Raw genomic sequence first — 24713 nt, 5'->3', positions numbered from 1 at the left:
GACCACGGGGTCTTTTATTACAGGTTATAAGATCCCGCGATCAAGTCGTGGGATGACAGATACAGCTGTTTCTTCGCCTCGTCTGAGTTACCCGTATATACTATATTTTTATAATTTAGTTTCATTGCAGTAAACAAAGCTGCATGGTCATCATCAATATCCACAATAACATCTATAACTTTTTTAGGAAATTCTTTTTGTAAAGTTTCAAGCATATGATCAACTACTAACATACCATAATATTTTACACTGCTTTCAGAATTTGTTAATATATACTCACCTTGTGCAGAAGATAAAAAATCTCGTGCATCTTCCAAATTTTCCACCTTATAAACTACACTCATTTTATTATCTCTTTTAATTTTATTCATCCACCACGGGATGACAGGGTTGGAACAAGACCTATGCATGAATAACCTAACTACTCTCTGCCATAAGCTTATGAGCTTCATTATCCTCAAGCCATTCAGCATTTTCTATCAAATATTGCTCTTGAAACTTGGCAAGTTTTGGATCAGGCTCCCCTGATAAATTTTTAAGTCCCTCAAACAAAATACCTAAAAAGCCGATATTATTCTTTTCGCAATAATTTTGCATATCTTCTATATGATTTTTGCGATCATCAACAAACACGATAAAACTAGCTTGTAGCTCTTTAGAAAATTTGGCTAAAGTACCACTTTTTGAATGGTTACCTGTTATAAATATTCCTTTATAAAAAACCGCCTCATCTTTTTTAGCTGGACTAAAAATTGCCAATTTTTCATTGTCAGAAAATTCTATACCTAAACTTTTTAATTCTTCATATCGCCATTCTTGCATGGATGGAATATTGCCAAATTTCCCTGTACTCATCTGTGTAAGGGCATAAACGAAATAATTTTTTTTAAGAGTATTTAAAACCTGCACCCATTCTTCATCAATCAGTATCACTTTCCGCTGCAAACGCCAATTACTGACAATCTCTTCAAAATTATCATAATTACTTTTGTTTGCCTTAATTCTATCAAGCATTTGATTATAGGGCGGTTTTCTAAAAGTAACTGATTTCGGTGTTATAATAGTATCGTCTACATCTAGAAAAATTAATGCCTCGGCGGGGATATTTTTTATTAACTCAAGAATTTCTGAAGCTGAGCTAGCAACTGGAAATGAGGAGGTGATGTTGTGCATATATTATTATTTATGTGTTTAAGTTTTTCCGTCATTGCGAGGAAAGGCAAAGCCTTGACGCGGCAATCTCAGGAGTCTTACTTCATGAGATTGCCACGCTCATTTCATTCGCTCGCAATGACGGTGCTGGACAAGTCGCAGGATGACATTTTGAGAACCCTTATTCCCCTTGGGCTAAGCTATATCCAGCTTTACCATCAAACTCAAAAAGATTTTCTACTTTGATAAAGTCGATATTTGCTTTGCTTAAGGTCTCAAGTAATTTTGTTATATCTAAATGCTTTAATTCTTTTCCGTCTTTAGCCATAAAACGACAACACCAATGATCGGATATGGTCTCGAATCTTGTATCACGAGGCCATAATTTCAGTCCTTTAGAAGAGATTGTTTTCAGCTCAAAATTACCGAGATCAAGCTTATTTACCTTATCAGCTATATCATGAGCAGAAGCGACATTCATATTTACAAATATATCCGTGCCGACTAATTTTTTCGATTCTTTAGTGTTGATTTTATATGTGGTATTACTTTCCTGCTTTTTAGTAACTAACGGATAATCTGCTTTAGCTAATTTCTCTGGCTTCTGACCTAGCCTTTTTACTACTTCCTCGGCGAATTCTTTTGTGCCGACCTTTTTAGTAGAATGGTCTTTATTATATATATCTGCTGTATGCATACCATCTTCTATAGTCTTCTTCCAAGCATTTTCGATTAGAGTGGCAATATCACCCTGCCCTATATGCACTAACATCATTATAGCAGCATTTAATAGCCCTGATGGGTTTGCGATGTCTTGACTTGCAATATCAGGAGCACTTCCGTGTACTGCTTCAAACATTGCATAATGCTCTCCGATATTGGCAGAACCAGCTAAGCCTACCGAACCTGAAATTTCAGCTGCTACGTCAGAAATAATATCACCATACAAATTAGAAGTTACGATAACATCAAATATTTCCGGTTTAGTCGCAAGCCTTGCAGTGCCGATATCGATAATATAATGTTCATTATTGATTTGCGGATATTCTTTGGCAATTTCATTAAATACTTTATGAAAAATCCCATCGGAAAATTTCATGATATTATCCTTACTTAAACAAGTAACTTTTTTGCGGTTATTTTTTACTGCATACTCAAAGGCATATCTGATAATTTTCTCGCAACCGGTACGGCTAATAAGCTTAACTGATTCATACATATTATGCGTCTGGCGGTATTCTATACCGGCATATAAATCTTCCTCATTCTCACGTATGATAGTTAGGTTTAGATTTGGATGCTGAGTTTTAGTAAAAGGATGAAACGAAACAGAGGGGCGAATATTAGCAAAAAGTTGTAATGTTTTACGAATCGTAACATTTAGGCTTTTATATCCTCCTCCTTGCGGCGTAGTAATCGGAGCTTTAAGTATAATTCCCGTGCGTTCTATCGACTCCCAACTTTGTTCACTTATACCTGAACTATAATGCTTTACATAGAGTTTTTCCCCTACTTCTATAGTTTCTAAACGGATTCGTGCTTCAGCTTTACGTAATATATAAAGCACGACTTCCATTATTTCAGGACCTATACCATCCCCATATGCAATTGTAATCGGTGTAAATTCTGCCATATTGATACTTATTAATAATTATAATTGATTTGGACTTCTTTTAATCTCTCATTCAATATAAAAGTTACTTCAGAAGTTATATTTAAATTATCTTTTGCATATAAAATTTGAGCACTTGGAATGACTAAATTAACGCTATATTTTTCTGCAAGCTCACTAATTATTGTAATCGTTAATTCATGAATTTTACTCATAGCTTCAGCATGAGCTTGCTCAAGTCTTGCTTTTTTACTCTGAATTTCTTTTTTTACTTCAGTAACTTTTTCATAAAATTCGCTTACTTTCTTTTCAAACTCATCTTCACTTAAAGAAGAACGTTCTTTCATCACGCTTTCTTCCATAGGCTTAAATTCTGCTTCTTTTGTGTTAATATCTTCTTGAATTTTTTGATTAATTTTTTCAACTTTATTACGCAAATTTTTTATAGCCATTGACCCTTCTAAAATCGATTGAACATCAACAATAGCCACTCTAACTTTAAAATTATCTTCTTTATTTGGCAACTCTGCTTGAGCAAAATATGAAAAACTTATTATTAAAAGCAACCCTAATAATCTATACTGCACGATATAACTCTGTTTTTATTAAATAGACCGTTATTGTCATTGCGAGGAGATGCAACGCATCGACGCGGCAATCTCATAAAGCAATATAAACCTCCTGAGATTGCCACGTCGAAACTTACAGTTTCTCCTCGCAATAACGAATAATCTAAAACACTCCACTAATCAAGAATAAATAACATAATATGATTTGTCTAGTCTGAATGTTCTGCTAACATTGGCACATCCTGCTGCCATTCTCCATCATCAGATTTATAACTTCCTTGATCATCGCCCATACTAACATCCTTATCACTATTACTATCTTCAAGCTCTGGTTCTGTCAAAGGTTCTTCCAAGTTAACATTATCAACCATATGAATTTTATTAAGCTCCCTTAAAGCGTCAAAAGCAATCTTAAAACTTGTATCTTTCGACTCTATTAATACAGCTTTCATTCCAGCTTTCTTTGCAGCCTCTACATTATATAATGTATCTTCAATTAATAATACATTTGCCGGATTTGTTACTCCTACTTTTTGCATAGCTTCTTCTATATGCTTCTGTTTGTCACAAACAGGATGAACCATATAATATTGCTTTAGAGCTTCTGGCAAATAAGACACTATATGTAGCTTTTCCACATCTTCTTTAAGTATTTTTGTCATAGCATATTCTACTGCTTGTGGGTAATCGTTAAATGATACTAAAGCCACCTCATACTCAGATAACCAAGCCTTTTTTATTAAAGTTACTAGTCTTTTTTCATTCCTCCAACCTAAAGACGGATTTCTCAAAAACTCATCTGTATACTGTATTTTTAGTTTTTCGGTGATAGATATTCCAAATTTATGATCTATAGTTAATTTCTCACCAAGGTAATTATGTAAACTCTTGAAAAATATTGTTCCGTCAACATCAAGACATAATAGTTTTTTTTGCTTCATAAATGGAATTGTAAAAGTTAATATATATTGTTCTTTAAATTGAATTCATGAGTTTTACAAGAAGTTTATTCCAATTTTTGCTATTTTGGTATATAATGCAGAAAACTATTGTAAACTTGTGAGAATTTTTAAAGATGACATCTATTCGTAATATAGCAATTATTGCCCACGTTGATCATGGGAAAACCACGCTTGTTGACAACATGCTTAAACAAAGTGGCACTTTTAGAGCTAACCAACAAGTAGCCGAACGTGCTATGGACTCTAACGACCTTGAGCGTGAACGTGGGATTACCATACTTGCAAAATGTACTGCCCTTATGTGGGGTGATGTACGTATCAATATAGTAGACACACCAGGACACGCTGACTTTGGCGGTGAAGTAGAACGCATACTTAGCATGGTTGACGGCGTTGTGCTACTTGTTGATGCATCAGAAGGACCAATGCCACAAACAAAATTTGTGCTTTCTAAAGCCTTAAAGCTTGGTTTAAAACCTATCGTTGTTATCAATAAGATCGATAGAGATGACCAAAGAATAAATAAAGTTATTGATGAAGTATACGAGCTATTTGTAGCGTTAGAAGCAAATGATGATCAGCTTAATTTCATAGATAAAATAGTTTATGCTTCAGGTAGAGCAGGAAGAGCTTCATTAAATTTTGATGAAACGATAAATCCTTTAGACAATTTAGCAGATGATCTTGCACCTTTATTTGACCTAATAGTAAAGCATGTACACGCTCCTATAGCTGATGCTAAAGCACCTTTTTCTATGCTTGTTACTACTAGAGAATTCAACCCTTTCTTCGGTAGAATTTTAACCGGTAGAGTACAAAGCGGTAGCGTTAAGGTTAACCAAAATATTAAAGTACTAAACCGTGAAAATAAAGTACTTGAAAATGGGCGAATCACTAAAATATTAGCCTTTAGAGGACTCGAGAGAATCGCTATAGATGAGGCTACAGCCGGTGATATTATCGCCATTGCTGGTGCTGAAAATGCTAACGTTGCCGATACGATATGTGCACCTGAAGTAACTGAGGCACTGCCATCACTACCGATTGATCCACCAACCCTATCTATGACCTTTAGCGTTAATGACTCACCACTTGCAGGTAAAGAGGGTACGAAAGTTACATCAAGCTTAATTGGCAGCAGATTGATGCGTGAGCTTGAGAGTAACGTAGCCCTTAAAGTAACCGAAGCACCTGGATCAAACGCTTTCCAAGTTGCAGGACGTGGAGAATTACAGCTTGGTATCTTAATCGAGACTATGCGTCGTGAAGGCTTTGAATTATCAATCAGTAGACCAGAAGTATTATTCCAAACAGGCGAAAACGGCAATAAACAAGAACCTATGGAAGAAATCCAAGTTGACGTTGACGATGATTATGTTGGTGTGGTCGTAAGCTCCTTATCGCTTAGAAAATGCGAAATGACCGATATGAGACCATCAGGTGGCGGCAAAAGCCGTGTTACCTTTATCGGTCCATCAAGAGGTTTAATTGGTTATCACAGCCAATTCTTAACTGAAACTCGTGGTACTGGTATCATGAACCGTATTTTCCATGGCTATGCTGATTATAAAGGCACTATCGAAGGGAGGACTAAGGGCGTACTTATCTCTAACGGCGATGGTGACGCTGTTGCTTACGCTTTATGGAATCTGGAAGATAGGGGAAAAATGTTTATCAATCCAGGTGACAAAGTATATAGAGGGATGATTATCGGTGAACATAGCCGTGATAACGATTTGGAGGTAAATCCGCTTAAGGCTAAACAGCTAAGCAACGTCAGAGCATCCGGTAAAGATGAGGCTATTAAATTAACCCCACCAATGCTTTTAACTTTAGAGCAAGCAATCAGCTATATACAGGATGATGAGCGAGTTGAGGTAACACCGAAATCTATCCGCTTACGTAAAGCTCTACTCGACCCCAATGATCGTAAAAGAGCTGGGAAGTAAAGAATTATTATTGCATAAATCGAAAAACATTCTTGGTGTCATCCCGTAGCGGCATTGTTGCGTGAATCAGTTTTCCAGTTGTCATCCCGCGAGCTTGTAGCGGGATCCAGTTAAAAATACTAATAAAATTAGTATTTTTTATTATTTTTTGGATGCCGTGGTCAAGCAACTAGATGACATCGAAAGTGCTTTTCGATCCACGTGACAATGCCTCCCGTGGCTTGTCCAATAGTACCGGACAGTTATTATTCTATGTCATTCTTAGCAACGGCGGGAATCCAGCATAAAGCGAGATAAATCGAGCTTTTATATTCTAAAAAATTACTGTATTTAGACTTTTTTTTTCCTGGATTCCCGCTTTCGCGGGAATGACATACAAAGTCACCTACATCTGAATAAAATATAACATTTTTTTAATAATTGTCCGGTACTATAGGCTTGTCCACGGGATCCAGTAAAAAAATACAAAAAACTTGATTTATCTCGATTTATGCTGGATGTATACCATTGATACTTCAAGATTTGGCAAGCCAAATTTCGGGATTCGTCTTTGCTTACGTACTTCTGTACGCTCCGCAGACTCACCGCTTATTTGACTTACCAACTTTTGAAGTATCTGCGGTATATATGCTTTTCAAGCTACACAACAGCTTTACAATTCTTTATCAGGCAAAAAGCCCCCAATTTGAGAGTCCCATAAAGTCTTATATAACCCGTTACGATCTAGTAGCTCGTTATGGCTGCCGTCTTCGACAATTCTACCTTTATCAAAAACAATAATCCTATCCATATGCAAGAGCGTTGATAAACGGTGGGCAATTACTATCGTTGTTTTTCCCTGCATTAAATCCCATAAGCTTTTTTGAATATATTCCTCAGTCACAGAATCTAGTTGTGAAGTGGCTTCATCTAAAATCAAAATTGGAGCATTTTTAAGGATAGCTCTAGCGATTGCTATTCTCTGTCTTTGTCCGCCTGATAGCTTGATACCTCGCTCACCAACTAACGACTCATAGCCCAAGGATAATTTTTTAATAAACTCATGTGCATAAGCTTTTTTAGCAGCCTCTATTACTTCTGCATCTGAAGCATCAGGTCTACCATATCTAATATTTTCCATAAGGCTGCGATGAAAAAGTGAAGCTTCTTGCGGTATTACGCCTATATTATTACGTAGCGACTCTCGCGTAATTTCTTTAATATCTTGATCGTCAATAGCTATTTTTCCTTCTGCTATATCATACATTCTAAGGATCAAATTAACAAAAGTTGTCTTGCCACTTCCGGAATAACCTACCAGTCCTACTTTTCCTCCTGGCTTGATTACTAACGATTTATTTTGAAATAACGGCGTAGTATTTTTATATTGGAATTTTACTTTATTAAAAATTATCTCTCCCTTTTTAATTATCAAATTCTTGGCATTAGGTTTGTCAATTATTTCAAGCGGAGTTAAAGCAATATCAAGCCCCTGCCTCGTTTCACCTACTGCTCTAGAAAATTTTAAAATATCGCGAGATAAAGACCATAAAATATCTATAATCGAAATATTAAGAGTTATAAGCAGAGCAAAATCACCAGTAGTAACGACTCCCTGCTTAAAGCCCGATATTAGGAGAATAAAACCAATTATCTGATAGATAACAAATAATACGCCTTGAAAAGCAAACATATATAAAAACCACCAGTCACGTTTTTGGCTAGCTTTTACATATTCATTAAGTTGACCGCTTAATCTTTTTGACTCTATCTTTTTTGAAGCAAATAAATGCACGCTGATAATATTGCTTAAAATATCGACAATATAACCGACTAGTTTTGAGCGTATTTGCGAAGATTCTGCTGATAATTTCTTAGCACGTTTGGCAAAACAAACAGCAGAGATTGTAAAGATAACTACCCAAATACCTAATAAAATCCCAAATTTATAATTTATTGTAGAGACTGTAAAAATGGCTATTATTATTGCTATAAAATTACCAAAAAACTGATTTATTACCGCATATAGTAAATCGGGTATATTACCCATTACGTCTTTTACTTTATTAGCAAGATTGCCGGCAAAATGATTCTGAAATAAATTTTGCGAATGTTGCATCATTTTCTCCATCAGAATATCTGCTATATAACGCTGCATAGGCGAATATAATTTAATGCCGATATAATCTAAAAACCTCCACATAAGGATTATGACTAACGACATGCTAAGATAAAAAATCATCAATCCTGATAACTCACTTACTATATTTTCAGCATTTAATAATGGAATTTTATCAAGCATCAGTTTTAATATATATGGGCGAAGACTCATATCGATTGCCCAAATAATAGCAACGGCAAATTGCCCTAAAATTAACCATTTAAAAGGCTTACAAACTTCAAATATAAAATTAAGTATTGGATTACTTTTCATAAATTTTTAAATTAGAACAGGATAAGTAAATAGTAATAAGTGAGACAGGTTTAGACCGAAATGAACCATCATAGAGCATAATATTTTATTGGTTTTATAGTATGCATAGCCATAGAAAAATCCACAAGTGCTACTTAGAATTACATATGTCAAACCACCTTGAAAATGTGCCACTCCGAATATTAAAGATGCTATAACTAGTGCTAACATTTGTTGTTTCGGTAAAAGATTTTGCAGAGTTCTTTGTATAAATCCCCTAAAAAATACTTCTTCACTAAAACAGATAAAAAAGAAATTATTAATCATCCATATCAGTAATATATCTGGAAGTTTAGGCTCAAATAAAACATAACCGCTTACTAATACTAGAGTTATAATTATTACTATACATGACAATAGCGAAAATAATGTATATTTAATTAGACCTATTGCATAACTTGCTTCTAAAGGTAATTTGGGTGTCGATCCTAGCCCCTTATCCTCACGTACTAATGTGTACGCTGCGGTGCTGTGCTTCGTGTCTCCTACAAATTCCTCTTTATTAGCTACGTTATCCAATAGGTCTATTATTTCGTTACTTCCTTGTTTTTCTGAAATATATAGATTACTCATAGCAAAAATTATTAATGCCGGCATTACCTTATCAAAATTCAAATACATTGAAAATGGCATGGAAGCTTTAGATAATTGTAAATTACTAATCGCAATTACGTTAAAAAATCCAAGAACTTTATGGAAAGTAAATGCCGCAAAGCAAACCGAGGTTAATATAAATAATAATGTTCTTATTACTTTATTCAGCTGTGGGAAATTGAAATAAGTATAAGTGATAGCAGAAAAAACAGCTAACGCACCAAGCCCGATAATATTTATTATGCCTTGATAAAAAGCTGATAAGACCGTAATGCTCATAACCGAATACATGACTCGTTTATTAGAGCAGAATAAGGAAATCATTATTGTTGTGATGAGCAAAATATAAGTTGTATTTAGAGCTTGCATAAAAATATGTTTTTAATAAATTAAGAATTATATGTCATTGTTGCGTGGATCGAGAGTCGTCATTGCGAGCGAATGAAATGAGCGTGGCAATCCAGAAAAAATAATAAAAAATGCTATAAATTAGCATTTTTTAACTAGATTGCTTCGTTAATTACTTCGTAATTTCCTCGCAATGACGGAAAAACTAATCTACGCAACAATGTCACCACGAGATAACAGAGTAATACAATAAATAACACCAAGTTTTCATCATTATTTAATCTTCAACAATCTAACGCTATGTCTACCGCCCTCGAATTTAGTAGCTAGAAATTTATCTATAATATTAAATACCTCTCCTTGATCTAGGATTTTTGCACCCAACACCAAAATATTAGCATCGTTATGAGCTTTAGCACTCTCAGCTGTTGACACATTAACACATAAAGCCGCTCTTATTTCTGAACTACGATTAGCAGCAATCGACATACCAATGCCCGTGTCACCGATTAAAATACCAATGCGAACGAGCTTTTCAATAATATTATTTACTACTTTTTTGGCATAATCAGGATAGTCAACGGATTGCGTATTATGTGTTCCGCAATCGTAAACACTCAAAGATTTTTTTTGTAAATATTCGATAATTATGGATTTAAGTTCATAACCGGAGTGATCACTTGCTATAACAATATCGTAAGTTTTCATAATTAATTTTTTTAATGGAAAATGAATGATAAGAATTATATAATAAGTATAATTTATTGACCAACACAATATAATAATCTTATTAAATATATGAAATACCCTGTTGCATACTCGTTTTATTTGAAAAATTGGCTACGTCATCTTTGCAGCTCCTTCGGTACTCACGTACTAAGTGTGTACGCTCCGTTCCTCGGGCTACAAATTTCTTGCTCTTTTCCAAATAAAACTTCGTATGCTAATTCTCTACTGATTCGGTGTACACTTAGTACTATATTATGCTTTTTTCTAACTGCTTGCGTTGATCAACCTCCTGCCCCAATCGAGTATAAAGAAAGAGGAATTACCGTTAGTAATTCTGGTAATGTTATTGATAATGATGAGGGGATAATAACTAGTAGCACTATAGAAGAAGCTCCTAAATTAGAAGTAAGCGGCTCTTTAGAAGAGCCTGCAATAGAAACTACCGAAGATGATAATGATGCTGTAGTGATTCCTACCACAAAACATGATGAAGAAATAACAAAGTTAATTTTTGAAAAACCTCTGGACGGCGAGATTGTCACCGAGTTTAAAGAGGGGAAGAATAAAGGCATAGATATTGCTGTTTTAGAAGAAAGCAGTGTTAATTCTATAGGCTCAGGAACTGTTATATTTTCAGGAAATAATGCACAATTCGGTAATTTAGTAATCGTTAAATTAGATAAAGATGATCTAGAAGTAGCTTATGCCGGCTTAAAAGATTTATCAGTTAAAAAAGGCGATAAGGTTACTAAAACTAGCATAATCGGGCATGTGGAAGATAAGCTGTATCTAGCTATGCGTAAAGGCAAAGTAGCAGTTGATCCAACTAAATATATCGCATTCTAAAATGGAACTTATTACTTTAACTAAATATGGTGATCCTCAGAATGTAACAGTCAGAAGAAGCACTCAGGCTAAGAATATAACTATCCGAATTACACATAAAGGGGCTGAGCTTGTATTACCCCTTAAGGTAAAAGCTGAAAAGGGTTATAATTTTTTGCTAAGTAAAGAACATTGGGTTAGGCAAAAATTACACCGTAACATGGCTAAACCTGCCAATGAAGACAATAAGATTTCCATTTTAGGCAAAGATTATCAAATAATTCATACTGATTCACCTGAAAATCAGGTAAAATTACAAAATGACGCATTGGAAGTATATTGCAGCAAAGTACTTAAAAAAATTAGCATTGAAGTATTTTTGAAAAAGAAATTACTATCAGAAATAAAAGCTATAGTAGAAACCATTTCCAAAAAGCATAATTTAATTTATTCTAATATTAGAATAATGAAAAATGTAACTACGAAATGGGGCAGCTGCTCTAGCTGCGGCAATCTTTCTTTTAACTGGCGAATAGTTTTTGCTCCTTATGAGGTCCTAAAATATTTAGTAGCTCATGAAATGGCACATTTAAAGGAAATGAACCATAGCAAAAATTTTTGGCAGCTAGTTGAGGATATTTATCCCGAATACCAACCGGCTAAATTATGGCTAAAAAGAAACGGCAGAAATCTATATAGTTATTTATTATAAAAACAGGTAAAACATATGCACAATTTAGTTACAAGTGAAGAATTTAAACATATAGATAAGCTTATTGATGAGGTTACGTTGTACCATCAACCAACCCTAATAAAAGGAAAAAGGAATAGTGCTATACTTGTTTCTCAAGAAGATTGGGAAGATATACAAGAAACTTTATTAGTAGCATCAAATAAAAAATTAAGTAATTCTTTAATTAAAGGCAAGAATACACCTTATACTGAATGTAGTACCAAATTAGATTAGCCCAAGTGTATACATTATATTATTCCCATGATGCAAAAAAAGATTTTAAGAAAATTGAAAAATCACATCATAAAGATAGTTGCTTACAACTACTTGATTTAATTGCTCAAAATCCATTTCAAATACCACCACCATATAAAAAACTTTCTGGTATATATGAAGGAATGTATTCTCGAAGGATTAATATACAGCATAGATTATTCTACGAAGTTGATGAAAAAAACAAAAGAATAAAAGTACTAAAGATATGGAATCATTATTATGATAATCAAAAAACACAGAGGAATAAATGAATAACGCAACAAAAAGAGTAGTAGTTCCGGCACTTGAAGAAATTTTATACGAGCCTATAAAGGTATTAGATCACGGTTTTATTAGAGTAATCGACTATATGGGTGATGATAGTGCTATAGTACAAGCTGCTCGTGTTTCTTACGGCAAAGGCACAAAACAGCTAAACCAAGATAAAGGGTTGATCAATTATTTGCTACGTCACTATCATACTACGCCTTTTGAGATGTGTGATATTAAGTTTCATATTAAATTACCGATCTTTATTGCAAGACAGTGGATTAGGCATAGAACAGCCAGCGTTAACGAATATTCTGCTAGATACTCAATATTAGGTAATGAGTTTTATTTACCTGAACCACAAAATATTGCCCCGCAATCTAGTACTAATAAACAATGCCGAGAAAGCGATAGCCTACCAAAAGAAGTAGCCGAAAAGGTCCTTAACATATTAGAAGAAGATGCCCGAAATTGTTATAAGCACTATACGGAATTAATGAATACCGACGAAGATGGTAATGTCATAGACGAAAATACTACCGGTATAGCTAGGGAGCTTGCTCGTATGAATTTGACATTAAATTATTATACGGAATGGTATTGGAAAATTAATTTACATAACTTGCTTCACTTCTTAAGGCTACGAGCTGATCCGCACGCTCAATATGAAATTAGAGTTTATGCCGAAAAGATGCTTGATATAGTTAAAGCTTGGGTACCTTTTACTTATGAAGCTTTTGAAGAATATCGTATGTGCGGAGCAAATATTTCTTGTAAAGGTTTAGAAGTGATTAAAAAAATGATAAGCGGTGAAAAAGTTACCCATGAAACTAGCGGAATGACTAAACGAGAATGGGAAGAGCTAATGAAAGTTCTCAAATAGTAAATATTTATTAACTAATTCTTGATGGATAGTTAATTTTTCTTTATAATACCTCTTTTATTAAATAGGAGAGGTTTATGATGAGAAAGAAATTAATTTTAACTTTAAGCATTTGTTCTATTATTTCCTTTAATAGTTATGCTTTTAATGAATCCCCTACTACTACGGATAAAGTCCAAAGTGAAAATACACAAACAAATAAAATCTCTCCTATTAATATGCAAAATCTTCACAAGCTAGCAATATCATTAAAAAACGAGAATTTTTCCAATAAAATATTGGCATATTCTGACTATTTCATAGGTAAGCCTTATGATACGGAACTAGGCACAAATTTAATTATTTGGGATAAGAATAGAGATAAGAATGAGCTAATTAATCTAGAAACTTTTGACTGCTTTAGCTATATAGAAATGGTTATAGCATTAGCAGAAATAAAAGAACCAAATGTGGATCCTGTAAAATTTAAAGAGCAGTTAGCAGAAGCTCTAGCAAAAATTATGTTTCCTTCTGACGATATATCATATGTTAACAGAAATCATTTTATGGATGAATGGTTAAAGAATAATAGTAAATATCTTACAATGGAAAATGTATTTGCAAATCTTCCATATGCTAAAGTTAAAACTGCGATGATTAATAAAGCAGGTCTACTTGAAACACAAATTAATAATTATATTAAAGATAATGTATCTAGAGATGAATGCTTTTCATTTGGTGAAAAATATAATCAGATAAAATCCATCAAACCTTTTAAATCTGATATTAGTTATATAAGCTTTACTGATTTCTTAGAGCATAAGCAAGAACTGACAAAGCAATTTGCAGGAAAAATATATCTTATGGTTATGACAATGGACAACCCAAAACTATTAGAGCTAACAAAATCAGAACATAATATAGCTCACGTTGGGTTTGTATTTACCAAAAACGATAAGCTTTATTTTAGGCATGCAACCCCAATAGGTCCTAAAGAAATTGTTGAAGTGTCTTTAGAAGAATATGCAACCGGTAAAAAAGAAAGTAAAATCTTTACAGGCTTTACTTTATTCAGTTTAGAGCAGAAAGATAACCCTCCTAATAAGTAAAAATCAACTTTAAAAAAAGCAAGAAGCATCTAAATTTTTGACCTCAGCGTACGTTTTAATACTTGAGGATCAAAAATAAGAAATATTATTGCCAATTTTTCAAATAAAACGACAATAAACTTTTTATAATCAATAGATATAACTTTAAAAGGGGTTAACATTATGAAAATTTTAAAAATAATTATATTAGGTTACTTATTAACTATCGTAAGTACATCATATGGATCATTACCAAATGCTCGTACCATTTATATAACATCCGATGATGGACCGTTACCAGGTACAAAGAATTTGATTAATGTTATGTTGAAAAATAAAACTCCTATTACGCTGTTTATGGTGGGGTTACATTATGATAATGCAAAACAAGATGTAAGAAATTTTATAAATAATGCTAGAAAATCTCCTCTTATTGATGTAGGAAATCATAGCTATACTCATGCACACAATCATTATAGGTATTTTTATCATCATTGCTCGGATGTAATTCAAGATTTAAAGAAAAATAATATTACTTTAGGTTTAAAAGGTGACCATATTATTACAAGGTTACCAGGAAGAGATGTATTCCGACCCCTAATCTTAAAAAAGATGATCCATATATTACAAAAGCAGAAGATGTGGTAGAGACAATGACGATGCGATATATAAAAATGGTTTTTATATCTTTGGATGGGATTTAGAATGGGCTCATAATATACATGGTAAACCAATCCAGTCAGTTACGCATTTAGTACAAGAAATAGAAGATAAATTTAATGCCGGAAATACGATTTTACCTAATAAATTAATATTGCTTATGCATGATGAAATGTTTCAAGAGCAATTCAATGGTCCAGAACAATTACAACAGTTAATTACTAAGCTCCATAAAAAAGGTTATAAATTTGACCTAATAAAAAATTATCTACGTAATTAAGTCATAGCACTAAGTTGCATGACTTATACGTCATTCCCGCGGAAGCGGGAATCCAGCATAAGCGAGATACCTAAGCTTTTAATTTTAAAAACTTGCTGCTTTTATGTTTATTTTTCTGGATTCCCGCCTACGCGGGAAGGCATTGCCTGCGTGGATCGAAAAACGCCCTAAGGTAGTCATACCGTGGCTTGACCACGGCATCCAAAAAATAATAATTTTATTAGTATTTTTAACTGGATCCCGCGATCAAGTCGCGGGATGACAACTGGAAAACTGATCCACACAATAATCAATTAAAACGAATATTTACAAAATAAACCAGCGAACCAGAATTTTGTATTCTTACTTAATCTACTTCCAGCTCTGACACCATAATTTATATTATTAGTTTGAGCTGATAACTCACCACTAATACCAACATATGATTTGTCTGTTTTATAAGTAGGTACTTCGAATTGCTTTGGCATATCAGATACTTTAGCCTTAGCTTGTTTCTTAATTGGGTTTATAAAATCATATCCATATGTCAATGTGAATGACGGAGTAACAGAAATATTTTCTTTCACATTAACGTTTCCATCAATTCTAGCACCTATTTCTGTTATTACAGATTTACGATCAGGGATATTAAAACTCATAGTAGTACTACTGATTTCACCTTTCTCAGTATATGACTTTAAGGAAACTTTTTGATAATTAACATTTATAAAAGGTGTTAGATTTGTTTCTGCAAAGGCATTATATTGATATCCCGTACCGATAGTAGCGATATAATGCATACCTCTTGGTTTACCTTGTTCTATTCTTATAGCTTGACCAAGGTTAATTTGACGTTTGATATCATATTTAATCCAGCCACTACCGATAGCACCATACACAAATATAGGGTTATCAAATTTATAAGTACCATTTAATGTTAGTAATAATTCTTTAATCTCTGCTTTACCATTATTATTTTTAAAGCTCATATTAGATTTATCACCATTGATACCAAAACCTACTACTAAATTATCTGCAAGCTTATAGTTAAAATTTGCAGCGATTTCAGAGGTATCTGATTTTTTAATCCCAATATCTTTGACAGTTTTGGATTTAGTATGGAAATCTAGGTAATTGCCATTTATATCACCACTAAACATTTCACTTTCATTCATTGTTAAATCATAAGATTTAGAACGAATATTTTGAGCTACATTTTCACCAATTGCGATTGGTATTTCTCTTACATAAGCGATGCGGCTCGGTGACTCAATTACAGAAAGAATATATTGGGCAGTAATTTTATGTGCTGCTGGCGTTGGATGAGCAGTAAGGTCAAATACACCTTCATCTTCTATTGTGTTTTCCAGCTCATTTGCAGTAAAGAAGCTCGATGGATTAGTGGCAAGCTCTGCTACTAACCTTCCATAATCTGCATATATTACATTTGCAGATGGAGCGGATTTATTTATCGCACTGTAAATAGCTTGATTAAATGAATTACTTAAAAATCCCCCTGCAAAATTTTCCTCTTCATCAGTACCACCTAATATAAATTGCCTGTAGGACTCATTAAAATGATTTAAGACTACTATATATTTAGCCCCGCCATCAGATATATTTTTAACGAATTCACTAACATTATTCCCTCTAGAAACTACTTCTGCAGTAGTATCGGGAAAATCGTTAGAAGTTAAAGAGCCATCTTTAACGCCGCTCATAATCTGCTCAAAAGTTAAACCACGGGTAAATAATAATTCACTTAGATCGGATCGTAATGCAATAAGTATGGAGTCCGCATCATTTGGTCCCATATACATCATATAAAGAGCGTTAGGGTCAAATGTTTTTACATTTGCTTTATAAGTACTTAATTCAGGACTTAAGCTGTTAGTTGAGGCTCCGCCTAATGAAAAATTTGTTTGATTGTTTACATACTTAAAACCGTAATGTTCGGTTACTTAAAGCTGACCAACTATTAGCTGGCGTAGAAAAACTATCACCAAAAGTAAAAACATTTGAAAAGGTTTGAGGAGGAGTAGCTAGTGTACTACCGCTAGTAATTAATGTACTGCTTGCAACGAGCGTCATTAATAGCTTTTTGGCTTTATTTTTCATAAAAAATTAAGCCTAAATTATTAAAACTGGAGTATTTTAACACAAATTTAATATAAAGTAAATATATTAGATTAGGGAATTCATAAGATGTTAATTTAGTAAATTTGACCATTCAGGATCGGACGCATCACCGGGTGTTTTGATTTCTCGCTCGTTATGACCAGTCAAGTCAATTGCATAAATTCTATTTTTGCCGGAAGATTTGCCGTTTGATGACCAACCTTTAGCAAACATAATAACCCGTCCATTAGGCGACCAACAAGGGCTTTCGACTAAATAACCACTTGCTATTACTCTTTCACTATTTTCATCATCTTGCGGATATGGCTTCATAACACCGATATTAAAAGTTTTACCTTCTGAACCTCTAATAATTTTAGTAAATGCTATATAATCCCCTCGAGGCGACCAGCTAGGAGCCATATAAGAACCACCACCAAAGCTAATACGCTGGACATTGCTACCATCAGAATTCATTATATATAGTTGAGGAACACCATTTCTATCAGAATTAAAGACAATTCTACGTCCATCCGGTGAATAGCTCGGGGAAGTATTAATGCCAAAACCATCAGTCAGTTTATGAAGCCTTTTTGTTGCAAGGTCAATCTCATAAATATGAGTTGAGCCGTTCTTAGCTATAGACATTACAGCTTTTTTACCATCAGGGGCAAATCTTGGTGCAAAGGATATTCCAGCAAAATCACCAACTATACTTTCTTTGCCTGTTTTTAAATCCTTTTCATAAACAAGAGTTCGTCTTTTAGTAGCATAGGAAACATAAAAAATCTTATCTGCTGAACCAGAAAATCTTGGAGTTAAAACTAACGATTTACCATCGGTAATATATCGATTATTAGCCCCATCATAATCCATTAAAGCAATTCTTTTTACCTTTTTTAAATCAGGACCACTTTCAGCTACATATATTATCTTACTATCAAAATAACCAGTATCACCTGTGATTTTTTCATAGATTTTATCAGCAATTTTATGGGCTGCTCTTCGCCATAAATTTTCAGGTAGTTCAAGTACTTCACCGCCGAGCTGTTTTTCAAGTAATGTATCCCATAATATAAAACTGATTCTAAGCTTACCATTTTCAAGCTTTTTTACTGCCCCATTAACCAGTAAACTAGCATTAATTTGACGCCATGCAGCAAAAAGCGGTTTATACCCAATACCAGTTTTTTCTTCTATAAAAGAAGCCGAAGAAATAGGACGAAACAACCCACAAAGTTTTAGATCATTAGATATAACTTTCACTATTTCATGACCTACTGTATTATCTGAAGCAGAATCAGCCTCAAAATTATTCACCGCTATCGGAGTTGGGTCAGCCGTTCCATATTCAATATTGATTGTCTCAATAGCATAGCTATTAAAACTAAAAAATAGTAAAACAAAATATATAATGTTTTTCACTAAATTACTCCTTTGTGTGGTGGCGTCACCTCGTGGCTAGAATTGCCCGCATGGATCGAAAAACGCCCTAAGGTAGCCATCCCGTGATTTATTCACGGGATGACAGGGGAAAATGATCCATGCAGGCAATACCGCCACAGGATGACAAATTACAACTTACCCGGATTAAAGGTAAACTCAAACTCTTTCCAATGATTAAATCTTGCAGGATCAAGATTTTCGATAGGGCTTGCTTTCCATACTGCCCTAACTGCACTATCTGCTAATGCTTCGCAAATACTACTTGGAATCCCAGGGCAAATTTTTTTTACAACTTTTGCCTGTTCTACATTACCTGCTTTATCTAAAACAATATGAATAAATATTATTAGATTCTTATTACCCCTAGCACCTGCCGGAATATTGCTCCAATTTCTTTCAATCTGACGCCTTATTGATGAACTTTCATTATCTGAAAGAGGTAATCCTTCTGAATAAACTCCCTTAGCCTCTTTCTTATTATCAACTTTCTCTGACCTTTTATGCTTATTCGATTTTACATTATCACTTTCTGAAGACTGTTCCAAGTTCTTTAATAAAGAATCAAGCTCATCAGTTTTAGGTTCTTGCTTTTTTTCCTCTTTAGGTTTCTCTATCGGCTTTTTTTCTTCTATTTTTGGCTTTTCTTCTACTGGTTTGATTTCAGGTTCTTTTGCTTTTTCCTCTTTAGGTAAATCTTTAGGCTTCTCTTCTTTAGGTTTAGTCTGCTCTGATTTTTTAGCATCTTCGTTCTCTATCGGAGCTTCTTTTTGCTTCGTTTGCGTTATGATATTAGCTTTCTCACTAATAGGCAACATTTCAAAAGTTATGGTTTGTTCTTCTGGTAATTTTTCAAAAAGAGATGGCATACCAAATAGAAAAAAATATAAAAGAAGTAAGTGCAGTGCAATAGAGCAGCTAAAGAAAACTGTGAAATTATCCTTATTGTTTGTATCGTTACTTTTCATTATTTTTAATATTTGAAATAAGAGCTACACGAGAAAATCCGGCTGCATGAATTTCTGATACTACTTCTACCACTTCACCATAAGAAACGTTTTTATCACCTCTTACAAAAATCCTAGTATCTTTTTTCTCTTTAATGATATTTACAAGCTTATCAGTTAAATGCTTTCTTTCAATAGGTGTTTCAAGCAAGAAAACTTCCCCTTTATTATTGATAGTAACAACTAAAGGCTCATCTTGTCCTGAAATTGGGCTTGAATTTGTTTCAGGTAAGTCGACATTTACACCTGAAACTAACATTGGGGAAGTGATCATAAAAATAATTAGTAACACAAGCATCACATCGACAAGCGGCGTAACGTTGATTTCACTAACTACAGCTCTTTTACTTTTTCTATTACTTCCAGCAAGCTTAATAGCCATTACATTTTCTCCTGATCTATTGCCTTAGAAAGTATGGAGTTTAACTCGCTAATAAAATCTTCCATTTTATTATTGATCAGAGTAATACGGGAAATAAGATAATTATAAAAAATTACTGCTGGAATAGCTGCAAATAAGCCTATTGCGGTTGCAAGTAACGCCTCAGCAATACCAGGTGCTACTACTGCAAGTGAGGTATTTTTAGAAGTAGCAATTGATTGGAAACTATGCATAATTCCCCAGACAGTACCAAATAGCCCAATAAAAGGACTACTAGAGCCGACAGTTGCTAGAAAGCTTAAGTTCTTCTCAAGTTTTTCGATTTCTCGGTTTTGAGCAAGATACATAGAATTTGTAATACGCTCTTTATGATTATTTTTTAATAGCTCAGGAAGTCCCTTAGTATTTATACTTTTACATTCATCCATAGCTGAGATGAATATTAAAGCTAGCGGATTATTAACTGACCTTTTTATGCTATCATATAACTGCTCTAAAACACCACCTGACCAAAAAGTATTTTCAAATGATCGCATTTTTCGTTGCACTTGCATTAGCTTAAATACTTTATCCAAAATGATAGCCCACGACCAAATAGAAGCGATAAGCAGCATTAACATAACTGACTTACCGATAATATCAGATGAACTTATTAAAGAAAAAATCGATAAATGATCTTGCACAGCGACTTCTAAACCATCGCTAATATTAGTATCTGCACTCATTGAATATATTATTTAATTATCTTAAAATTAAATAATATATTCATATTTTGATTTTGTCATTAGGTATGTAGAAAATTTTTAAGTTTCTAGAGGATTAAGATATAAAAATATTGTACAAAATAGAAATTGGATTTATAATTTGTACAATAAGTAATATTAGCAAATTTATATTATGTTTGATCGTGATATAACCGATTATATAAAATATTCGGCAAAGTATTATCCGGTGGTTACTGTTACAGGTCCACGCCAATCCGGTAAAACTACTTTAGTAAAAATGATTTTTTCAGATAAACCCTATGTCTCACTTGAGGATATAGATATAAGAGAGTTTGCCCAAAATGACCCTAGAGGTTTTTTATCTACTTATAGTCAAGGTGCAATCATTGATGAAGTACAATACTGCCCTAATTTATTTTCATATATACAAACGAAAGTAGATAATGACCAAATTGCTGGACAGTTTATTTTAACAGGTTCACAGAATTTTTTATTGCTTGAAAGCATCTCACAATCCTTAGCGGGTAGAGCAGCTATAGTTTATTTACTTCCTCTTAGCTATAACGAAATAAGTAAAAAACTACCTGTTACAGGTGATCCTCTAAATTTTATATTTAAAGGCTTTTATCCTAAGCTTTATACTCAAGATTTATTACCTAGTGTGTGGTATAGAAACTACATCCGTACTTACATAGAAAGGGATGTAAGGCAAATTAAAAATATTAGTGATATTTCCACATTTCAGACTTTTTTAAAAATCTGTGCTACTCGTATCGGACAATTAGTAAATTTCTCATCTATAGCTACTGAATGCGGGGTTAGCTATAACACTGTAAAGTCGTGGCTTTCTTTATTGCAAACAAGCTTTATAATTTATTTAGTTAAACCGCATCATAAAAATTATAATAAACGCTTAGTTAAGCAAGAAAAGTTATATTTTTACGATACTGGTCTTGCTTGTACTTTACTGGGATTAGAATCGATGGAGCAGTTAGAAAAGTATTATGCCAAAGGAAGCTTGTTTGAAAATATGATAATAATTGAGATACTTAAAAATCGTCTTAATAAAGGCAAAGAAGAGGGGATATATTTTTGGCGAGATAGCCATGGTCATGAACTTGATATATTAATTGAAAGTGATAAGCTAACTCCAATTGAAGTCAAAGCAAGTAAAACTATAATTCAAGAATTTTTTAAAGGAATTAACTATTGGAGCAGCTTAGCAAATCAAGAAAAAGGTTATTTAGTATATACAGGCGATACGGAGCAAATAAGAGGAAATATAGAAGTTTTACCTTGGAATAAAATTAACAAAATCATCACTTAAACTTTATATCAAATTAATTATCCAGATTATTAATTTAACTATAATATTGTACAAATTAGAAATTGGATTTACAATTTGTACAATATTAATGTATATTATTTCCTAATATAGTTGTATCATCTACCGATATATGATCTTTATAAGTATTACGAGCTAGTTCTTCTGATCCAGACCATTCATTACAACTATCGGCAAAATATGTAATAGGTAATTTACAACAATCTCTAATTATTTGATTAATTTCTTTATCGCTAATTTTTTTATACTCTGCAGCAATATCTTCTTCAGATAGGCTAACATCATATTTTTCTTTAAAGATATTTGGTATTATTTTTTGTTTTACAGTTTCAATTCTTTTTTTATTACTGTTAGTAATATTTGTTCTTTTTTTTCTGAGTCTAAATTTTTAAGCCATGTGGAAACAATGACATTTTCTTTCTCATTCCAATAGTTATAATTTATACTATATTGTATAGTTTCAATCGTAATATTATATTCTTTTTTTGATAAAAATTGTTCCACTTTATCTTCAGCATAGACACCTAACACAAAATTATTGTGCTGCCTGTCTATAATCAAGATGTTATCAATTATTGCTAAATAATCATTAGAATTATCAACAATCTTTTTATATACATTTACAACGTCTGCCTCCGTAATTTCCTTTACCTCTGTTCCAAAATCAGCATATTCCCCTAATTCTTCACCAATTATATATTCTAACTCCGAACAAAATTCAGAATTTATCAAGTCTGTAAGTTGTTTTTGCTTTTCTATACTCATATTAGAAATCCAGTCGGTTATAACCTTATTTGCTGAATTTTTTTCTAATATTTCTGCCAACGTGAATTTTACATTATTTTCCAAAAATTCTAGAATTATATTTGGTTTTTGTTCATAATCTTGCTTTTCTTCTCCCATATACATAATAACACTCCGATATGTTTAATATTAATTAATATAATATTTATATTACAAGTTATTCAACAAGCCTAAAATAAAAATATACAGAAAGTTGAAATTACAGTTGGAAATTTAACTTAATAGTTATTAACGAAATGGAGATAATACTGATTCTTATAATTAAATATAGAGAAGAAGAGATGGTATAAAAACCACATAGCAGGAAAAAGTAATTATAGCAACTTTATTGCCAAAATATCAATTTAACCAAACAAGATAGCAGGAATGTTGATAGTAATCCCGTAAGCCATAGGACAATAAACCACTGCCATCTATTCAAACGGGAAGTCATTTTGAAATATAAATTTTTAATACATAGGGTGATGCGAAGATTTGCCACGGAATATATAATAACAATAAAAAGTGTAACCAAGTATAACAGGTAAAAATATCCCTGCCCCAACTAATAGTAAAGATTGCGACTCCGGTGCTGCTGCTGCTTTTGCAAGCGTTACCTTATAAGGCACTATAAATGACCATATACTTATAGCAAGCCCTAAATATCCTAATAAAAACAAAGAAATAGTATATATAAATGGAGCTACTTCTTTTTTATCTCTTACAGCTTTAATTAACCTAATAAATACTATAGAGGTTAAAATAGGAACAACAGATAAGTAGTAAATATTTGGTATACTAAACCAACGATGACGTATTTGATCATTCAAGAAAGGCACCCAAAGGCTTACAAGCCCCATAAAAAGTGCGACATAAAATAAGATATATAGTGTAGATTTATACGCCCAATCTTGCGTTTCTTTTTCGGTTTTCATGATAAGCCACGTACCACCTAAGAGAGCGTAACCAAATATCAATGCTATTCCCGTCATCACTGAAAAAGGAGTCAGAAAATCAAATGCGTTCCCTACAAATTCCCGTCCCTCTACTTCTATACCTTGCACAAATGTGCCAAGCATTAAACCTTGACAAAAAGCAGCAAGCATAGAACTAAAATGAAAAGCATAATCCCAAATATAACGATGTCCTATATGTGCTTTAAACCGAAATTCAAAAGCAACTCCGCGGAATATAAGACCGAGTAACATCAGGATAATAGGGATATACAAGGCCGGTAATAGCAAAGAATACGCAAGAGGGAAAGCAGCAAGTAACCCACCGCCACCAAGCACTAACCAAGTTTCATTACCATCCCAAAAAGGAGCAATGGAATTGATCATCTTATGACGACAATCATCAGTTGGAGCGAACGGGAATAATATACCGATCCCTAAATCAAAACCGTCTAACAAGACATATAAACAAATAGCAGTAGCTATAAGACCGCCCCAAACAAGCGGTAAATCTATATAAGCAGAGAAATCAAACATAAGATTTTTATTTTTATAATAAGTTATTTATTTAGATATATCAATATAATGATGAGCCTTAGCAGAGTTAATAAATAAAAATTTACTATTTTTTTATAAAA

At 33.2% G+C, this 24713-nt stretch carries 24 protein-coding genes and 2 pseudogenes; 9 read left to right on the top strand and 17 right to left on the bottom strand.

Going from position 1 to position 24713, the window contains the following annotated elements; translation table 11 throughout:
- Positions 1 to 17: 17 nt before the first annotated feature.
- The 5 genes from AAHF54_RS01420 to AAHF54_RS01400 all read right to left on the bottom strand — a co-directional run bounded on the left by AAHF54_RS01420 (position 18) and on the right by AAHF54_RS01400 (position 4274).
- On the bottom strand, positions 18 to 344 hold the full coding sequence (locus tag AAHF54_RS01420) for a hypothetical protein (protein WP_341789261.1): 327 nt from the start codon (positions 342 to 344) through the stop codon (positions 18 to 20).
- Between the two features lie 73 nt (positions 345 to 417).
- A complete protein-coding gene (locus AAHF54_RS01415; protein WP_341788838.1) occupies positions 418 to 1173 on the bottom strand; it encodes a DUF2608 domain-containing protein in 756 nt (251 codons plus the stop codon).
- Positions 1174 to 1333: 160 nt separating this feature from the next.
- Complete coding sequence (locus AAHF54_RS01410; protein WP_341788837.1) at positions 1334 to 2785, bottom strand: NADP-dependent isocitrate dehydrogenase; 1452 nt, start codon at positions 2783 to 2785, stop codon at positions 1334 to 1336.
- Between the two features lie 11 nt (positions 2786 to 2796).
- Entirely contained in the window at positions 2797 to 3351 is a 555-nt protein-coding gene (locus AAHF54_RS01405) for an OmpH family outer membrane protein (protein WP_341788836.1), read from the bottom strand.
- 191 nt (positions 3352 to 3542) lie between these two features.
- Positions 3543 to 4274 carry a hypothetical protein gene (locus AAHF54_RS01400; protein ID WP_341788835.1) on the bottom strand — a complete coding sequence of 244 codons (732 nt, stop codon included), beginning with the start codon at positions 4272 to 4274 and terminating at the stop codon, positions 3543 to 3545.
- 134 nt (positions 4275 to 4408) lie between these two features.
- Here AAHF54_RS01400 and typA point away from each other — a divergent pair, with 134 nt between their 5' ends.
- Entirely contained in the window at positions 4409 to 6244 is a 1836-nt protein-coding gene (typA, locus tag AAHF54_RS01395) for a translational GTPase TypA (protein WP_342170092.1), read from the top strand.
- Positions 6245 to 6743: 499 nt separating this feature from the next.
- On the opposite strand, the pseudogene AAHF54_RS01390 reads toward typA, so the two are convergent.
- The 4 genes and pseudogenes from AAHF54_RS01390 to rpiB form a co-directional block, all read right to left on the bottom strand.
- Positions 6744 to 6870, bottom strand: a pseudogene (locus AAHF54_RS01390) (palindromic element RPE5 domain-containing protein); the annotation flags it as partial.
- Positions 6871 to 6896: 26 nt separating this feature from the next.
- Positions 6897 to 8657, bottom strand: a complete 1761-nt coding sequence (locus tag AAHF54_RS01385) for an ABC transporter ATP-binding protein (RefSeq protein ID WP_341788833.1) — start codon at positions 8655 to 8657, stop codon at positions 6897 to 6899.
- A gap of 6 nt (positions 8658 to 8663) precedes the next feature.
- Positions 8664 to 9569 carry a type II CAAX prenyl endopeptidase Rce1 family protein gene (locus AAHF54_RS01380; RefSeq protein WP_341788832.1) on the bottom strand — a complete coding sequence of 302 codons (906 nt, stop codon included), beginning with the start codon at positions 9567 to 9569 and terminating at the stop codon, positions 8664 to 8666.
- 342 nt (positions 9570 to 9911) lie between these two features.
- Positions 9912 to 10346 (bottom strand): ribose 5-phosphate isomerase B, encoded by a 435-nt coding sequence (gene rpiB, locus AAHF54_RS01375; protein WP_341788831.1) that lies wholly within the window; start codon positions 10344 to 10346, stop codon positions 9912 to 9914.
- Positions 10347 to 10436: 90 nt separating this feature from the next.
- Here rpiB and AAHF54_RS01365 point away from each other — a divergent pair, with 90 nt between their 5' ends.
- The 7 genes from AAHF54_RS01365 (at position 10437) to AAHF54_RS01335 (ending at position 15048) form a co-directional block, all read left to right on the top strand.
- Positions 10437 to 11213: a murein hydrolase activator EnvC family protein gene (locus AAHF54_RS01365; RefSeq protein WP_410525914.1), complete on the top strand. Its 777-nt coding sequence runs from the start codon at positions 10437 to 10439 to the stop codon at positions 11211 to 11213.
- 1 nt (position 11214) lies between these two features.
- Positions 11215 to 11904, top strand: coding sequence for a M48 family metallopeptidase (locus AAHF54_RS01360; protein WP_341788828.1), 690 nt, complete (start codon positions 11215 to 11217; stop codon positions 11902 to 11904).
- Between the two features lie 15 nt (positions 11905 to 11919).
- Complete coding sequence (locus tag AAHF54_RS01355) at positions 11920 to 12159, top strand: type II toxin-antitoxin system prevent-host-death family antitoxin (protein ID WP_341788827.1); 240 nt, start codon at positions 11920 to 11922, stop codon at positions 12157 to 12159.
- A gap of 5 nt (positions 12160 to 12164) precedes the next feature.
- On the top strand, positions 12165 to 12452 hold the full coding sequence (locus AAHF54_RS01350; protein ID WP_341788826.1) for a Txe/YoeB family addiction module toxin: 288 nt from the start codon (positions 12165 to 12167) through the stop codon (positions 12450 to 12452).
- A complete protein-coding gene (gene thyX / locus AAHF54_RS01345) occupies positions 12449 to 13333 on the top strand; it encodes an FAD-dependent thymidylate synthase (protein ID WP_341788825.1) in 885 nt (294 codons plus the stop codon). The genes AAHF54_RS01350 and thyX overlap by 4 nt, the downstream gene beginning before the upstream one ends.
- 77 nt (positions 13334 to 13410) lie before the next feature.
- A complete protein-coding gene (locus tag AAHF54_RS01340) occupies positions 13411 to 14421 on the top strand; it encodes an N-acetylmuramoyl-L-alanine amidase-like domain-containing protein (protein ID WP_341788824.1) in 1011 nt (336 codons plus the stop codon).
- A gap of 162 nt (positions 14422 to 14583) precedes the next feature.
- Positions 14584 to 15048, top strand: a complete 465-nt coding sequence (locus tag AAHF54_RS01335) for a polysaccharide deacetylase family protein (RefSeq protein ID WP_341788823.1) — start codon at positions 14584 to 14586, stop codon at positions 15046 to 15048.
- A 585-nt stretch (positions 15049 to 15633) separates the two neighbouring features.
- On the opposite strand, the pseudogene AAHF54_RS01330 reads toward AAHF54_RS01335, so the two are convergent.
- From AAHF54_RS01330 to tolQ, 6 genes and pseudogenes are all read right to left on the bottom strand, one after another.
- A pseudogene (locus AAHF54_RS01330) lies at positions 15634 to 17205 on the bottom strand (autotransporter domain-containing protein); the annotation flags it as partial.
- 52 nt (positions 17206 to 17257) lie between these two features.
- Positions 17258 to 17437, bottom strand: coding sequence for a hypothetical protein (locus tag AAHF54_RS01325; RefSeq protein WP_342170091.1), 180 nt, complete (start codon positions 17435 to 17437; stop codon positions 17258 to 17260).
- 90 nt (positions 17438 to 17527) lie between these two features.
- Positions 17528 to 18862, bottom strand: coding sequence for a Tol-Pal system beta propeller repeat protein TolB (gene tolB, locus AAHF54_RS01320; protein WP_341788821.1), 1335 nt, complete (start codon positions 18860 to 18862; stop codon positions 17528 to 17530).
- A 149-nt stretch (positions 18863 to 19011) separates the two neighbouring features.
- Entirely contained in the window at positions 19012 to 19848 is an 837-nt protein-coding gene (locus tag AAHF54_RS01315) for an energy transducer TonB (protein WP_342170090.1), read from the bottom strand.
- On the bottom strand, positions 19838 to 20269 hold the full coding sequence (gene tolR / locus AAHF54_RS01310; RefSeq protein ID WP_342170089.1) for a protein TolR: 432 nt from the start codon (positions 20267 to 20269) through the stop codon (positions 19838 to 19840). The genes AAHF54_RS01315 and tolR overlap by 11 nt, the downstream gene beginning before the upstream one ends.
- On the bottom strand, positions 20269 to 20994 hold the full coding sequence (tolQ, locus tag AAHF54_RS01305) for a protein TolQ (RefSeq protein ID WP_341788818.1): 726 nt from the start codon (positions 20992 to 20994) through the stop codon (positions 20269 to 20271). The genes tolR and tolQ overlap by 1 nt, the downstream gene beginning before the upstream one ends.
- Positions 20995 to 21166: 172 nt before the next feature.
- Here tolQ and AAHF54_RS01300 point away from each other — a divergent pair, with 172 nt between their 5' ends.
- Positions 21167 to 22321: an ATP-binding protein gene (locus tag AAHF54_RS01300; RefSeq protein WP_341788817.1), complete on the top strand. Its 1155-nt coding sequence runs from the start codon at positions 21167 to 21169 to the stop codon at positions 22319 to 22321.
- 339 nt (positions 22322 to 22660) lie between these two features.
- On the opposite strand, the gene AAHF54_RS01295 is transcribed toward AAHF54_RS01300, so the two are convergent.
- Positions 22661 to 23248: a hypothetical protein gene (locus tag AAHF54_RS01295; RefSeq protein ID WP_341788816.1), complete on the bottom strand. Its 588-nt coding sequence runs from the start codon at positions 23246 to 23248 to the stop codon at positions 22661 to 22663.
- Between the two features lie 344 nt (positions 23249 to 23592).
- On the bottom strand, positions 23593 to 24612 hold the full coding sequence (gene cydB, locus AAHF54_RS01290; RefSeq protein WP_341788815.1) for a cytochrome d ubiquinol oxidase subunit II: 1020 nt from the start codon (positions 24610 to 24612) through the stop codon (positions 23593 to 23595).
- Positions 24613 to 24713: the final 101 nt, after the last annotated feature.

The sequence above is a fragment of the Rickettsia endosymbiont of Seladonia tumulorum genome (genome assembly GCF_964030815.1).
Lineage (GTDB): Bacteria > Pseudomonadota > Alphaproteobacteria > Rickettsiales > Rickettsiaceae > Rickettsia.
Note: the sequence above shows the minus strand (reverse complement) of the source record. Positions and strands in the feature narration are given on the sequence as shown.